Consider the following 15414-nt stretch of genomic DNA (forward strand, 5'->3'; position numbering starts at 1 on the left):
CTGCTTTCGCTCTACCCCAGCAAACGCTGATCTCGAAGGTGATACAGCTATGAATACCGATAATCCTATCGTGCTGGTCGTTGGAGCAAGCGGTAGCATCGGTCAGCCGACTGTCGCCGAGTCGCTGCGCAGAGGCTACCAAACTCGAGCACTGGTCCGTGATCCCTCTCAGGCCGAGCTGTTCGCCGAAGAGGTGGCCGTTGTGGTGGGCGATTTGACGCGTGCTGAGACCCTGGCTGAGGCTGTTGCCGGGGTAACAGGCGTCATCTTCACCCACGGCATCAGTGGTAATGATGCAAAAGGCGCAGAGTCGGTGAACTACGGGGCCATACTTAACGTGCTTACTGTGCTCAAAGCGCCGACTCGCATCGCCTTGATGACCACTGTAGGTGTGACAAAGCCGTCAGTAGGTCACGACTGGAAACGACGAGGTGAGCGGCTCGTCCGCGCCAGTGGACTGCCCTACACCATCGTGCGACCAGGCTGGTTCGACTACAACTCGCCCAATCAGCAGAAACTGGTGATGCGTCAGGGGGATACGCATTGGACTGGATCGCCCGCCGACGGCGTTGTTTCACGTAAACAAATTGCTCAGGTGTTGGTTGCTTCGTTGACCTCTCAAGCGGCAACACGCAAAACGTTTGAGCTCGTAGCTGATCCGGGCCTGGCTCAGACGGATCTGGAGCCGTTATTTTCGACCGTACCAGCAGACCTTTCAAGTGGGCAGGACGCCATAGGCGACCGGGACAGTCTTCCTGCGGCTAAAGAGCCGGATTCGGTGCTGCAGGCGCTTGCGGATATCAAGACCCGGTTCGCGCACTGATCGTATTCAAACTTCTTTATCTCCCAAGGGACCGCTCGCTGAGCACGGCTTGCTCGCAGGATTTTTGAGGATTACCCGAATGGTTTCTAAGGTTGAACTGAGTCGTCGCTTATTGCTGGGTGCAATGGGCGGCGTTGCCATAGCGCCGGCCTTCGCGAGCGCAGCGACGGCGCTTGGCGCGATGACTTCCGCGAGCGGGGATACCGTGCCTAGCAGCCAGCCTACCCTTGGAAGACGAAAGCTGGGCTCTTTGGAGGTCTCCAGTATTGGATTGGGCGTACAAAACATGAGTCGTACCTACCAGACGACCATCCCTAACCGTCCCGAGATGATCAACATCATTCGCACGGCTCATGACCATGACGTGACCTTCTTCGATGCGGCAGAAGCGTATGGTCCGCTCGAAGTGGAACGCATTTTAGGCGAGGGGTTATCCCCTATTCGAGACCAATGCGTCATTGCCTCCAAGTTCGGCTGGAACATCGACCCCATAACCGGGGAGCGTCGTCCTGGTCTGAATAGTCGCCCCGAGCACATCCAGAGCGCCGTTGAGGGTATGTTAAAGCGGCTGCGTACCGACCGAATCGATTTGCTTTACCAGCATCGAGTGGACCCTCAGGTCCCGATCGAAGATGTCGCAGGGGCTATCAAGAACCTGATGGCACAAGGCAAGGTCCTTCACTGGGGACTGTGCGAAATGGGGCTCGACACGCTACGTCGAGCACATGCAGAGCAGCCGGTGAGCGCCGTTCAAAGCGAATACTCGATGCTTTGGCGGGGCCCTGAGCAAGATGTTTTATCGACCTGTGAAAAGCTGGGGATTGGCTTCGTACCGTGGAGCCCTCTGGGGGTAGGCTTTTTGACAGGTGCAATCGATGCAAAAACCCGGTTCGCTGAGGGTGACATTCGCGGCATCGAAGGACGGTTTTCCACCGCAAATTTGGCACACAACATGGCTTTGGTAGACTTGCTGAACGCCTGGGCGCAGCGCAAGCACGCCAGCCCCGGGCAGATTTCGCTGGCGTGGCTGCTCGCCCAGAAGCCTTGGATCGTACCGATTCCGGGCACGACACAGATGGCTCATATGCTGGATAACGTGGGTGCGGTCAGTGTGCAATTCACGCCGGCGGAGATCGCCGAGCTGGATCGATCCGTGCGAGCGATTGAGGTCAAAGGTTCACGGTTACCCGATGCAGTACTGGCATTCTCTGGAGTGGAGGCACCTGTCAAATAGTCCGCTTCAACGAACGAAGCGGACGGGGGGTTACTTAACTCCGGGACCTTAGAGGGTACGCGTATAGAAGGTGTTGAGTTTATCGATGGCGGCACTCACGTATTTGGGAACCCAGTAGGTTTCGATGTGAGTTGCGCCGTCGAGTTTGAACAACTCCTTATCCTTAGTACCAGTCGCTTTGGTAAACGCATCCTCAGTCATGTAAAGACTGTCAGCCTTCGTGCCCGCAATCATTAGCAGAGGTTGCTGAATTAGCGCTATCTGGTCCGTGGCGTCGAAGCGCATCAAGTCAATCAGGCTGCTCGTCGTGTACTTGAATGTTGAGTTTGGGTGGGCATGGGTCTTCCAGTAGTACTCGTAGCCCTGACGATACAAGTCGAAGGGTAGTTTAGCGATTTGTTCATCGCTGAGATTGGCATCCCCTGAATACATAACAGCCCCGCCTGCCGCCTCTTGGGCCCTGGCCGCAGAAGCTTGCTGCAGCCGTACTTGTACCGAGTCAAGCTGTGAGTCGACATAGCCATTGCGGCGCACACGTCCCGAATTGAACATGCTCACCGTGGCAACCGCTTTGAATCGTTTGTCCGTTTCGGCGGCGGCCAACGAGTATCCGCCACCACCGCAGATGCCTAGCAGGCCCAGGCGCGTGCTATCGGCGCCATCATACCGAGTGATGAAGTCGGCCATGCCATGAATGTCTTCGATTCGGTAGGCAGGCTTGTCAACGCTTCGCGGCTCACCGCCGCTAGCACCCTGGTAAGCTGCATCGGCGGTGATGGTGAGGTAACCCACTTCAGCTAGACGTTGCGCGTACAGACCTGCAACCTGTTCCTTGACGCCGCCGTTTGGGTGCGCCACTACAATAGTTGGATAATGACCTTTAGGGTCATAGTTAGCCGGAATGTAGACGTTCGCTGCTATATCTAATCCATTAAGTTTATAGCTGACAGGGCGGATATTGACTTTACCCGGTTCGTTTTTAGTAATCGCACCGTCGTAGGCTAACGTGAATGGGTTCTTCTTGTAGTCGGCCGCAAGCAGATCTCCACTTGCTACACCCACCAGCGCTGCAAGCGCAGTATGTCGAAAAAGTTTGCTCATATACACTTTCTCCTTTTCAAGTATGCAGGATTGAAGTCATTTCAGGGCATGAAAGATATAGTTGGGATGTTCGGCCTCATCCAACGCAAGTTGCCCATTCTTCAGCTCATTGCAAAGCGCGGGGCTCGCTACCCGGAGCATCCATGCCCCTAGGTCGCTCTGGTCGCCTTGAAAACTAGACGTTTGGCCATTAACGGCTTCGAGGAACTGATCACGTTCGGGAAAGTGGATGACGAAGGCTTCGGCCTTCCATGCAGCGACATTGATGCCCATCTGATTACAGATCGATATCTTCAGGCCTGCGTCATTCTGGTCTGCCAGCCGAGATGCCTGGATCAGCGAGCTCAGCGCAGGATCTGCGGATGCATCGCTGATAATGATTGTGTTCGGTTCCCACGCTTCGGGCGGGCAATCTTTGGCTTGCGGCTCAAGCTCGATGAAAGGATTGATCTCCATCGGGTAAATACGGCACACGAGCGGGCGATTTTCGTAAATACCGCAAAGGTCATCACGTTGTAGATTGGGGCACTGGGTAAGAGCGTGGGCAGCGAAAATGGCTGTGACCTGCACCTGCGTAGCGCCACATGACACCTGTGCCGATCGCAGCAGACTGTGCTGGTATTCCTGTTCTGAAACCGGCCAATGCGGACGGCTAAAGGCCTCAAGCAGGATTGCCACATCATCGCCACGCTCAAGCCATTGCCTGGTCTCCCCCAGCGTGAGAGGAATGAAGCGTCCTTTGCAGCATGCTCCGCAACCGACACAACTAAAGCGGGTTGGATAGTGCATGTGGACTCTCCGCGAAATAACGATTTCCTAGTACCTCTGGTACCTGTGCAGGAACCCTACGGCATACTAGGGCCAGTAGCATCGTTTGATTAGCCGCTGCGCTGCGCTAGGAGTTATGAGTCGACATCATTAATCAACCAAAGTAGGTCGATAGCGCAACGCTTCGACTAGTAAAGCAAAAGCGGGCGACGCTTGCCGTCTACTTGGGTAGTACAGATGAAATCCTGAATACCAAGGGCTCCAATCTTCAAGCACTACCTGCAGTTGCCCACTGGCGATATATGGCGCTGCTATGTCCTCAGGGATGTAGCTCAGACCGAAGCCATCCAACGCGGCATCCAGCAGTTGATAAACGCCGTTATACGTGATCTGTCCGGCTACACGCACATTCAGTGTTTCCTCATCCTTCTCGAACTCCCATGCATACACTCCCCCGTTAGTCGGCAGGCGCAGGTTGTTGCAAAGATGCTTGGGCAGACAGCGAGGTGTGATGGGTTTTTCCCGATCAGCGAAATAGGCTGGTGAGCCTAAGACCAGCATGCGCAGATCGGGGCCGATGCGCGTCGCAATCATGCCGTCGGCAACCGCCTCGCCGAGTCGTACGCCTGCATCGAAGCCCTGCGCAGCAATGTCGACAAAGCTGTAGTCGCAGCAAACCTCGACCGAAATATCGGGATAGTTGGGCAGAAAGTTTTTTAGAACAGGGCGAATGACCAGCTCCAATGCATGGTCCATGGCATTGATACGAATGTTACCCGCAGGTCTGTCACGCAGATCGCTAAGCGCTGCCAAGGCAAACTCAATCTCCTCAAAGCTAGGCCCTACCGTACTGATGAGTCGCTCTCCTGCCTCAGTCGGTGACACGCTTCGCGTGGTCCGGGTCAACAGCCTCAAACCTAATCTCGCCTCCAAGCCGCGAATCGTATGACTGAGGGCCGACTGGGACACGCCTAGCTTGCCGGCGGCCTTCGTGAAACTGCGTTCCCTCGCTACCGCCAGAAAGGCGAGCAGATCACTAGCATTTTCGCGAAGCATTAATGAATCTCACTCATTGATTTATGTGGATTCTAGTGACTAATAGAATTTACATGTAACTGATAGATTACAAATCTTTGCAAAAGCCTCGGAGATTCGTGATGAAGACACTTGCCGCAGCAGCGCTCTCACTGTCTCTGCTTACCGCTGAAAGCGAAGGTGCCCAGCCCATAAACGTTGTCGTGACACCCGCAGGTTCTCAGCCGTCGGTCGTAGGACCGGCGGAATATTTTACCGGGAAGGTCCGCGTTGATACGCCTTTCAAAGGCACCGGCGGCGCACGTGTAGGTGGCGCAACCGTGACGTTCGAGCCGGGTGCTCGAACTGCCTGGCACACCCATCCGTTGGGTCAGACGCTGATTGTGACTGCAGGAGCGGGGTATGTGCAGCAGCAAGGGCAGGCGCCACAGCGGATCCGTCCGGGCGACACTGTCTGGATACCCCCGCATGTTAAGCATTGGCATGGTGCAGGGCCGGATACCGGGTTGAGCCATATCGCGATTGCCGAGGCATTGGACGGCAAGACCGTCGACTGGCTCGAACAGGTCAGCGATGCGGATTATGGTCAGGCGCAATGATTCCACTGTCTCGCAGCCAGTGGAGAATCCTGCTGGTCATCTTGTGCAGCTATCTGATGATCGTACTGGATACCTCCGTGGTCATTACCGCGTTGCCGCAAATTCGCCAAACGTTCGCGATGAGCACCACAGGCCTGTCATGGGTGCAGAATGCCTACACCCTGGCCTTTGGCGGCTTATTGTTGCTCGGCGCACGTGCCGGGGACATACTCGGTCGCCGCCGCATGTTCGTCACGGGCCTGGGCGTGTTCATGCTCGCCTCGCTGCTGGTGGCAATGGCGCAAAGTCAGTGGTTGCTGGTTTCTGCGCGGGCTCTACAGGGCGCGGGTGCAGCGATTCTTGCGCCGTCCTCTTTGGCGTTGTTGCTGGTCAATTTTGAAGGGCAGCAACGTACCCGTGCGATCGCCTGGTATGGCGCTACCGCCGGCGTCGGCTCAAGTGTCGGCCTGCTTATCGGTGGCGTTCTGACCCAATGGGCATCATGGCGTGTGGGCTTCCTGATCAACCTTCCGCTTGGCTTGGTACTGATATGGGTAACGCTGCGCGTCGTCCGCGAAACGCCTGTGCAACCAAGCACATTCGATTTGGCGGGTGCGTTGCTGTCGACGGTGGGCATGACCAGCCTGGTCTTCGGCATCGTCACTGCCGCCCATGCAGGGTGGAGCGATAAGCACACAGTAATAGGGCTGATCGTTGGCCTCGTTCTACTGTCGATTTTTAGCTTTCATGAAGCGCGAACCCAAGAGCCGATATTGCCGCTGCGTCTGTTCCAGCACCGGGTACGCGCCGGTGCGTACAGCGCTCGACTGTTGTTCCTGGGTGCGATGATGAGCTTTTACTTCTTCACAACTCAGTACCTGCAGGAGGTGCTTGGCTTCAACGCCAGCGAGGCAGGGTTGGCCTTTCTACCGACTACCTTAGCAAACTTCTCCGCCGCCTTGGCCATACCGCGGCTAACCCGCCTGTTTGGAAACGGAGCGTTATTGGCAGGCGCGGTGGCTATGGGATGTGTCGGCATGGTGTGGCTGTCTGGAATACGCGCCGACAACCATTACCTTAGCGTCGTGGTACCGCTGCTACTGATCGGCCTGAGTCAAGGTGCCTGCCTCAGTCCGTTGACCACTGCAGCGATGACCGATGTGCAATCGGCCGACACTGGCGCAGCATCAGGTTTAGTCAACGTCAGCCATCAACTCGGTGGCACCTTAGGGCTCAGCGTGCTAACCGTTGCCTACAGCTATGGAGCGCGTTCCTCGGACTCAATCGAAGCGGTAACGGCGGGTATTTCCATGGCCTTCGTTTGGAGCGCTGTCTTGCTGGTATTGGCGTTGATCGTGGTGCTTGCTCTCATCGTGCGACAAACCCCTGCAAGCGCTGCAGTTGTTCAGGAGCGCGGATAGCTTATAGCCGTATGCTCAGCTCTTTGCCCGGAACTCGAAGACTTCCTTGAATACCGGCACTGCCGACATTGCTTTTGGCCAGCCGACGTAGAACGCCAGGTGTGTCACCACTTCAGAAGCCTCGGTCTTGCTCAGGCCATTGTCCATCGCGCGGTTCAAGTGGAACGGCAACTGTGCGGTCTGGCCCTGTGCGACAAGGGCGGCGACGGTGACCAAGCTACGGTCTCTAGCCGTCAGGCTCGGATCACGCCAAAGGTCTGCGAACAAGACATCGTTGGTGTAATCGCCCAGCTTCGGTGCTACTTCCTCGGTCGCCGATCGCACAGCGGCACGCCGTTTGGCTTCGCTATCTGCGTCCAGACTTAGGGGCTCGGTGATTGCCGGCACGATTTGGTCATGGGCAATGTTGCGCTCGGTAAATACCTGATGGGCCACCCCCGCTGCTGACATCGCGTTCGGCCAGCCTGCGTAAAAAGCAAGATGGGTAATGAGGGCGCTGATCTCGCTCGGCTTTAGACCGTTGTCCAAGCCTAGCTTGATATGGCCAGTCAGCTGTGCACTCTGGCCGTTTGCAATAAGGGCAGAGAGGGTGATCAGACTCCGGTCGCGGCTCGCCAATTGCGGACGCTTCCAGACTTCCCCAAACAGCAGCTGCGTGGTGTAGTCATAGAGCTTTGGCGTGACCTCCTGCACATGGGGCGCAGGCTTGGGGTCCGGCTTGGCTGAGCTAGCTCCAGCCTCGGTCACGGCAGCAAGACACAACGTCGCGAATACGGGTGCAATCAGTCTCATGGTGCCTCTCAGGTGATAGCAATCGGTGGCAGGTGATCAAGGAATTTGTCCAAGGTGATTGGATATTCCCGAACCCGAACTCCAGTGGCGTTATAGACAGCGTTTGCAATGGCCGCAGCGACACCTGAGATGCCAAGCTCCCCTACGCCCTTGGCTTTCATCGGTGATGAGTAAGCATCTACTTCGTCGATGAAAATGACTTCCTGATGCGGAATGTCGGCGTGCACCGGTACTTCATACCCGGCAAGATCGTGGTTAACGAAGAAACCGTGACGCTTGTCGACCACTAATTCCTCCATCAGCGCCGCGCCGGCACCCATGGTCATGGCGCCAATGATCTGGCTGCGCGCGGTCTTGGGATTGAGTATGCGACCGGCAGCGCAGACGGCCAGCATGCGGTCAATACGCACCTCCCCGGTTGCAGCATCGACTCGGACTTGAACGAAATGCGCGCCAAAGGTCTGGTGCTCGCGCTCTTCACGGGCCTTGCCGAACTCCAGGATATCTTCGGCCATCAACGTGCCGTGGCGAGCGACTTCTGCAAGAGACATGCTTTTGCCGCCGCCTCGCACCTGGCCATCCGTGAACTGCGCAGTGGCGGGGTCGATACCGATCGTTTCGGCAATAAGCGTGCGCAGCTTCATGCTGGCGGCATACACTCCGGAGGTGGATGAGTTAGCACCTCGCTGGCCAGCGGAGCCTGCCGACGTAGGGAAGTTAGAATCACCCAGGCGAACCACCACCTTGTCCAGGCTAACACCCAGAGTCTCGGCGGCTGTCTGCCCGAGGATGGTGTAGCTGCCAGTACCGATGTCGGTCATGTCGGTTTCGACTGTGATGAGGCCATGAGCATCCAAATGCACGCGCGCCGCGGAATCGCGGATGGGATTACCGCGAATCGCCGAGGCCATGCCCATGCCTATCAGCCAGCGACCATCGCGCTGGCTGCCTGGAGCGGACGAACGCTGATCCCAGCCGAAATGCTGCGCGCCTATCTCCAGACACTTGATCAGCTCGCGTGTCGAGAATTGCCGGGAAGGTTCTCCCGGCACCACCTGCGTGTCGTTCAAAATGCGCAGTTTGACTGGGTCAATATTCAGGGCCACTGCTAATTCATCCATGGCGCCCTCGAGGGCCATCATTCCAGATGCCTCTCCTGGTGCACGCATCGCATTGCCTTCAGGGAGGTCCAGCACGGCCAAGCGAGCGCGGGTCATGCGGTTGGCACCGGCGTATAGGACTTGGGTCTGAGTGACCGCCTTTTCGTACGGTCCGCCTGGGAGATTGCCGGACAGGGTTTCGTGGCCGATCGCTGTGATAAGTCCTGAGCTATCGGCACCCAAGCGCACGCGCTGGATCGTGGCAGGCCGGTGAGTGGTGTTGTTGAACATCATGGGCCTGGTGAGCGCAACCTTAACCGGCTTGCCGAGCTGACGTGCCGCAACCGATGCCAAGACCGCGTCTGCCAGCACCGATGCCTTTCCCCCGAAACCGCCACCGATGTAAGGCGAAAGCAGGCGGATGTTTTGTGGTGGCACGCCGAGGATCTTCGAAAGGTCGCGCTTGCTCCACGACAGCAGCTGAATCGAGCACCATAACGTCAACTGGTCCCCCTGCCATCGCGCAACGGATGCATGAGGCTCCATCATCGCGTGGGCTTGGTCAGGCGTGGTGTACGTCACGTCGACTTGCACGGTCGCCTGGTTGAAGGCCTGATCGAACTGGCCGATGTCCGTATCGGGCCCGCTTTTAGGAATCTGGGCATTAGGGCGTTCAGCCTCCAGGTCAAATCGGCCTTGGCCTGGTGCATATTCCACTTCGATCAACTGCGCGGCCGAGCGCGCCTCCTCGAAAGTCTGTGCGACCACCATCGCAATTGCCTGATGGTAATGGTCGATGTCCGGGCCACCAAGCGCCCTGGCAGCATTGAACTCACTTTTCCCGAGGGGGCCGGCATTTGCTGCGGTAATGACAACCAGCACGCCCGATGCTTCCTGCGCAGCGTCTGTCTGTATTCGGGCTATACGACCTTTGCCAATACCAGCACCTACGATATAACCGTACACAGCGTCCGGGACCGGCTCATGATTCTCGTAGGCATAGCGAGCAGCGCCCGTAACCTTCAACGGTCCTTCGATTCGATCAAGGGGCTGGCCAATGACTTTCAACTGGTCTATCGGATTGTCACCCGTCGGCGAATCGAACTTCATGACTGAGCCCTCGCTTGGGATAGTACCGACGCCAGTGTTCGTTCCGCCAAGACAATCTTGAAGGCATTGTCATGAGCAGGAGCGGCACCGGCGAGCAGTCTGTCCATGACCGCCTTGGCACCTTTTGGCATCAGCGCGTCAGCAGCTTCCATGCGCCATGGCTTATGAGCGACACCGCCCAGCGCTACCCGGCCGGTTCCGTCGGGCTGAACGATGGTCGCCACCGAGATCAGGGCAAACGCGTACGATGCGCGGTCGCGCACCTTGTGATACAGATGCGCGCCACCTAGCGGCTTGGGCAGCGTAACAGCGGTCACCAGCTCATCTGGGAAAAGGGCTGTTTCGATATTCGGCGTGTTGGCGGGCAGCCGATGGAAGTCGGCTATTGGAATGGAGCGGACACGACCGTGAGCCCGAACAGTCTCAACCGTGGCATCCAGCAAACGCATCGCTACCGCCATGTCGCTTGGATGGGTGGCAATGCAGTTACTGCTCGTGCCGATGATAGCGAGTTGGCGGCTAACCCCCCCAATGGCTGCGCAGCCAGTGCCGGGCTTGCGTTTGTTGCACGCCATGTTGGTATCGTAGAAATAGGGGCAGCGTGTGCGTTGCAGTAAATTGCCTGCCGTCGTCGCGACGTTGCGAAGTTGTCCCGAGGCACCTGCTAGCAGGGCTCTAGAGAGCACCGCGTAATCTTTTCTTACGCGAGCGTCGGCAGCCAGATCGGTGTTGCGTACCAAGGCCCCAATACGCAGCCCGCCTTCGGACGTGGGCTCAATGGTGTCCATCCCCAGTCCGTTCACGTCAATCAAATGCGTGGGGGCTTCGATCTCGAGCTTCATCAGATCCACTAAATTGGTACCCCCGGCAATGAAGCGTGCGCCTTCAAATTGGGCGGCCTGGGTAGCCGCTTCTGCCGGAGATCCGGGGCGCAGATAATTGAACGGCCTCATACGGTCTCCTGCGCGACTTCGGTAATCGCCTCGATAATGTTCGAATAGGCGCCGCAACGGCAGATGTTGCCGCTCATGCGCTCCTGAATCTCCCGGGCGACAAGTCGCGGCGCTTCGGTGAGGTTTTCACTGACATGGCTGGGAATGCCGGCGCGAATCTCTTCAAGAACCGCTACCGCTGAGCAAATTTGCCCTGGCGTGCAATAACCGCATTGATAGCCATCATGTTTGATGAAAGCTGCCTGCATGGGGTGTAGTTTCTCGGTACTGCCCAAGCCCTCAATGGTGGTAATCCTGGAACCTTGATGCATAACGGCCAGCGTCAGACATGAATTGATCCTGGTGCCGTTGGCGATGACGGTGCAAGCGCCGCATTGACCGTGGTCGCACCCTTTCTTGGTGCCGGTCAGGTGCAAATGATCGCGCAATGCATCCAGCAACGTCGTTCGGGTATCAAGTACAAGCGCCTGTGTCGTGCCGTTGATATTGATAACGAGCTGCGATTTGTTTGGTTGCGCGGCGTTGGCGGCACTGGCCTTTGCAGTGATAAATGGGGGCAGAGTAATGGTCGCAGAGGTGACTACCCCTACGATAAGGAATTCGCGCCGGGTCAACGGCATCCTGTCGATCGTATCCACGGTCAGTATTCCTCAGGAAAGCTGTATGGCCTGTTCATGAACAGAGGGGCACGCGTAAAATCGCTCGCCATTGCATCGGTTTCATAGGTGCGTATATCTACCGAACTTAGCGTCTTGTGTGGCTAGCGACTATGCCGTAACCGCGTATAGGCCCATGAGCACCGTTCATGAATGGTTGATGACGCGGTTTAAGCTGGCAATGTGCATGAGATAATTGGGCAAAGTACCGGGCGCGGTCGAGTGATCTGGACACTTCCCAAACACGACATGCATTGAGAACAAAACCACCTAGTTAGGGTTTCACTTAAACCCCACTAGGTCATGGCGCGCCGTCGCTTAGGACAATCATCTAGCCGCATCGGGCGATTGAGCGATACGATTACGGCATAGTGCTATCTGTAACTGGACACGAGCACTATCGGCAAGAAGCCGTTAAGCATGGCCAACAAGGAGAGAACATGAGTCAGCCTTGGCCATACGCCGGCGCCCGCTGGTAGAAATTCGATTTTCATACGCATACCCCAGCATCTAGGGATACGAGTGCTTGGCAAGCTGCGATTAGCCCCCTAACAAGCTGCCCCCCTGAAAAATGGCTACTTAAGTACATGGCCGCCGAAATGGACTGTGTAGCTGTCACCGATCACAGTAATCGGGCGTAAACAGAATGCGACTTCGCAAGCTAGGCAGGGCGAAGCCATCCGGATATTCCACTTACGGCCAATGGCGCGGCACTCAGTGCCAGCTGTTATCTGATTTGGCAACCCCCTACGCTGGTCGAACAGATGAGGTGAGTTGCTATATTTCCATTTGTCGCAGCCGTTATGAATTCCCGAATCACACATTCAATGTCAAGGTTCAGAGATAATCAATGCGCCGTAGTGACCGAGCCTAGAGGTCTCCTTGAATACAATCCGTACACAGGTTGGAGAATAGGGGGCTTGACGCCAAGTCCTGCGGCAAATTGTTCCATGGCTTGAAGCAGATGATGTCGTTTGGGTATATTCCCCAGTAGACATTGTGCTCTACAGCGCTTTGCGTAAGCGTTAACGTCAACCAACGCAACCATAGGGCAAATCCGTCCTTAAGTTGTGAGTGGTCTCTATGACGTCTTCCTCGTCGGCCGTTCGGGCCGGTACATCTGTATTAGCATCATCCTTGCTGCTCGGCATTCTGCTGATCGCTGCCAATTTGCGAGCGCCTATTACGTCGCTTGGCCCAGTATTGGATCAGGTGCAACATTATTTTTCTTTGAGTGCGGCTGCCGCGGGTTTCCTGAACGCGCTTCCACTTCTGATGTTCGCTTCTGCGTCGCCACTGGCTCCATGGCTCACGAGACGCTTCGGCCTTGAACAGGCTTTGTTTGGTGCGCTGTGTCTCATTGCTATGGGCTGCCTAATCCGGTCTAGCGGTACAGCTACCGGACTATGGGTCGGTACGCTTCTCATCGGCGGAGGTATCGCTACAGCCAACGTGCTCATTGTGCCCCTTGTGAAACGGGACTTCCCAACTCACGCAGCGCTGTGTATCGGTCTTTATGCTGCAATTATGGCGTTGATGGCTGCGCTTGCGAGTGGACTGTCAGCGCCTCTGTCCTCGTTATCAGGCTACACGTGGAAGGTATCCTTGGGAGTGTGGTTTGTCCTCGCCCTCGTAGCTATCGTTTGCTGGTTACCTCATCTCCGGCAGGCCCGCGGGCGTGTGGCGATACCAGCGCCACACGCCGCAAAGTCAGTCTGGGGAAGCACGATCGCATGGCAAGTCTCGATGTTTATGGCTTTACAGACTGTGACTTTCTACACCGTGATTGACTGGTACCCCGCGATGGCAAATTCAATAGGAATAGGGGCATCACAGTCGGGCTTGCACCTCTTTGCTTATCAAGCGGTCGCTGTCGTGGCTAACCTTTCCACTTCCGTCGCAATCAAGCGAATGAAAGATCAACGCCTAATGGGATTTCTATGCTCGCTGGCGGTGGCGATCGGTATGGCAGGGCTTGTGTGGGCTCCTTCAATGTCTTTGGTATGGCTGTTGTTTGCAGGCGTCGGGGCAGGTGCGTCTATGGTCACATGCCTGACTTTATTTGGTCTGCGCGTTCGTGATCACCACCAGGCAAGTTCGCTTTCGGCTATGGCACAGTGCGTAGGCTACGGTTTGGGGGCCGCGGGCCCATTCTTGGCAGGCTGGCTTCACAGCGTTTTCGGCACCTGGCAGGAATCGCTTTGGATGCTTTTGGTGGCGGCAGTTCTACAAATCTTCTTTGCCGTAATGGCGGGCCGTAATCGATTCATTGAGTAAAAGCATCACTGGTGCGGGGAGAGGGTTTCAAGGCTCTTCCGGACCGTGGATCCGCGCTCATTTTTCCTATTCTTTCTTCAAGATCAGAGCACTTCATATGTCTATCCAGCAAACACCCGCTTATGTTTTGCCTGTGCGTGCCGCGGTCAAGATGGAGGCTGCCATGGCGTTGGGCAGTTTCGCCATTGGTACGGGTGAGTTCGCCATTATGGGGTTGATGCCAGACATCGCCAGCAATTTGCATCTCAGTGAGCCTCAAGTGGGGCATGCCATCAGTGCCTACGCGTTGGGCGTAATGGTAGGGGCACCGTTGTTGGCGATCCTTGGTGCCAAGATGTTGCGTAAGCATCTTTTAATCCTGCTAATGGTTCTCTACGCGGTGGGCAACCTTGCCACTGCGTATACGCCGACGTTTGGTAGCTTGGTTGCATTTCGATTCATCAGCGGATTACCACACGGAGCGTATTTCGGTATTGCAGCAGTGGTGGCTTCAAGTATGGTGCCGGCGAATAAGCGTGCTGGAGCTGTAGCGCGCGTGATGATGGGGTTAACCCTAGCGATGCTACTTGGTAACCCTGTAGCTACATTTCTGGGGCAGTTCTTCGGCTGGCGTTCGGCGTTCGCGCTCGTAGGCGTCATTGCAGTTGCTACCATTGCCTTGGTGTGGCTCTTTGTTCCTGATCGTCGAGACGAAGTCCGTAGTGATCCACGTAAGGAGTTACAGGCGTTCAAGAAACCTCAGGTTTGGATGGCTCTGTCCATCGCTGCAATCGGCTTTTCAGGTATGTTCTCGGTTTTCAGCTACCTAGCGCCGACGATGCTTGAAGTAACCCGGACGTCCCCAGAGATGATTCCATTTGGGCTCGCAGCATTCGGCTTGGGCGGTATCATCGGCAATATCGTTGGCGGCAAATTGTTTGACCGTTTGCAATTCCGTGCGGTAGGGGTTGTTCTCGTATGGTCTATAGCCGTATTGATGTTCTTCCCTTTAGCCGCAGAATCGACCTGGGGGGTGATGCTGGGTGTTGGTCTAGTCGGGACAATGATTGCTTTAGCCGCTCCGCTTCAGATTCGGTTAATGGACATAGCCCACGAAGCGCCTAGCTTGGCGGCAGCGTCTAACCATGCTGCATTCAATCTTGCAAATGCGTTAGGCCCGTGGTTAGGGGGAATGGCGATCACAGCTGGCTTTGGCTGGACGAGCACTGGCTACATCGGCGCTGCGACCGCACTTGCAGGACTGGCGGTATATCTGATCGCTCGACGCATGAGAGGGGGCGAGTGACAGACTCATGGTTGGAGTTGCCGCCTGATGCAGGCCACATTCAGTAACAGCCACGAGTGCTTGGAGGGCTTGGCGGCCGTCGAGAGGTAAGGCTGCGTGGAACACGTGAGCCGCCCCTCCGCCCCCTGCGCAAGCCAGGCGATGCATTTAGAGATTTCATTTAGAGTGGGCAAAGAAAAAGGCAGGTAATACGCAGTAGGGATGATGGGCGGGGTGCCCGACTGCTGCCGACGACGAAGGGCTGCTTTGGGTCGAAAGCAGCCGGTTAGTTGGACTATGAC

General features: G+C 56.4%; 13 protein-coding genes and 1 pseudogene. 7 read left to right on the forward strand and 7 right to left on the reverse strand.

The genetic code is table 11. The annotated features are described in order from the left end of the window. Positions 1–49 precede the first annotated feature (49 nt). A complete protein-coding gene (locus SLW74_RS05560) occupies positions 50–823 on the forward strand; it encodes an SDR family oxidoreductase (protein WP_369317923.1) in 774 nt (257 codons plus the stop codon). Positions 824–1004: 181 nt separating this feature from the next. Beyond that, complete coding sequence (locus SLW74_RS05565; RefSeq protein WP_369318161.1) at positions 1005–2057, forward strand: aldo/keto reductase; 1053 nt, start codon at positions 1005–1007, stop codon at positions 2055–2057. Positions 2058–2105: 48 nt separating this feature from the next. On the opposite strand, the gene SLW74_RS05570 is transcribed toward SLW74_RS05565, so the two are convergent. The 3 genes from SLW74_RS05570 to SLW74_RS05580 all read right to left on the reverse strand — a co-directional run bounded on the left by SLW74_RS05570 (position 2106) and on the right by SLW74_RS05580 (position 4982). Next, entirely contained in the window at positions 2106–3158 is a 1053-nt protein-coding gene (locus SLW74_RS05570; protein WP_369317924.1) for an alpha/beta hydrolase, read from the reverse strand. Positions 3159–3194: 36 nt separating this feature from the next. Then, positions 3195–3947 (reverse strand): YkgJ family cysteine cluster protein, encoded by a 753-nt coding sequence (locus SLW74_RS05575; RefSeq protein ID WP_369317925.1) that lies wholly within the window; start codon positions 3945–3947, stop codon positions 3195–3197. A gap of 129 nt (positions 3948–4076) precedes the next feature. Then, positions 4077–4982, reverse strand: a complete 906-nt coding sequence (locus tag SLW74_RS05580) for a LysR family transcriptional regulator (protein WP_410928342.1) — start codon at positions 4980–4982, stop codon at positions 4077–4079. Between the two features lie 101 nt (positions 4983–5083). On the opposite strand from SLW74_RS05580, the gene SLW74_RS05585 reads away from it, so the two are divergent. Further along, positions 5084–5560, forward strand: a complete 477-nt coding sequence (locus SLW74_RS05585) for a cupin domain-containing protein (RefSeq protein ID WP_369317927.1) — start codon at positions 5084–5086, stop codon at positions 5558–5560. Continuing rightward, entirely contained in the window at positions 5557–6960 is a 1404-nt protein-coding gene (locus tag SLW74_RS05590; RefSeq protein WP_369317928.1) for an MFS transporter, read from the forward strand. The genes SLW74_RS05585 and SLW74_RS05590 overlap by 4 nt, the downstream gene beginning before the upstream one ends. 15 nt (positions 6961–6975) lie before the next feature. Here the strand turns inward: SLW74_RS05590 and SLW74_RS05595 are convergent, their stop codons facing one another. The 4 genes from SLW74_RS05595 to paoA are packed head-to-tail and all read right to left on the reverse strand — an operon-like array spanning position 6976 to position 11535. Beyond that, on the reverse strand, positions 6976–7752 hold the full coding sequence (locus tag SLW74_RS05595) for a carboxymuconolactone decarboxylase family protein (RefSeq protein WP_369317929.1): 777 nt from the start codon (positions 7750–7752) through the stop codon (positions 6976–6978). A gap of 8 nt (positions 7753–7760) precedes the next feature. Continuing rightward, positions 7761–9962: an aldehyde oxidoreductase molybdenum-binding subunit PaoC gene (gene paoC, locus SLW74_RS05600; protein ID WP_369317930.1), complete on the reverse strand. Its 2202-nt coding sequence runs from the start codon at positions 9960–9962 to the stop codon at positions 7761–7763. Then, positions 9959–10915 (reverse strand): FAD binding domain-containing protein, encoded by a 957-nt coding sequence (locus SLW74_RS05605; RefSeq protein ID WP_369317931.1) that lies wholly within the window; start codon positions 10913–10915, stop codon positions 9959–9961. The genes paoC and SLW74_RS05605 overlap by 4 nt, the downstream gene beginning before the upstream one ends. Next, positions 10912–11535, reverse strand: coding sequence for an aldehyde dehydrogenase iron-sulfur subunit PaoA (paoA, locus tag SLW74_RS05610; protein ID WP_369318162.1), 624 nt, complete (start codon positions 11533–11535; stop codon positions 10912–10914). The genes SLW74_RS05605 and paoA overlap by 4 nt, the downstream gene beginning before the upstream one ends. Before the next feature lie 476 nt (positions 11536–12011). Between paoA and SLW74_RS05615 the strand changes: the two are divergent. From SLW74_RS05615 to SLW74_RS05625, 3 genes and pseudogenes are all read left to right on the forward strand, one after another. Further along, positions 12012–12203, forward strand: a pseudogene (locus SLW74_RS05615) (hypothetical protein); the annotation flags it as partial. Positions 12204–12654: 451 nt separating this feature from the next. After that, complete coding sequence (locus SLW74_RS05620) at positions 12655–13848, forward strand: MFS transporter (protein ID WP_369317932.1); 1194 nt, start codon at positions 12655–12657, stop codon at positions 13846–13848. A gap of 97 nt (positions 13849–13945) precedes the next feature. Then, on the forward strand, positions 13946–15133 hold the full coding sequence (locus SLW74_RS05625; RefSeq protein ID WP_369317933.1) for an MFS transporter: 1188 nt from the start codon (positions 13946–13948) through the stop codon (positions 15131–15133). Positions 15134–15414: the final 281 nt, after the last annotated feature.

Origin of the sequence: Pseudomonas sp. W5-36 (assembly GCF_046540455.1) — a bacterium.
Taxonomy (GTDB): Bacteria; Pseudomonadota; Gammaproteobacteria; order Pseudomonadales; family Pseudomonadaceae; genus Aquipseudomonas; species Aquipseudomonas graminis_B.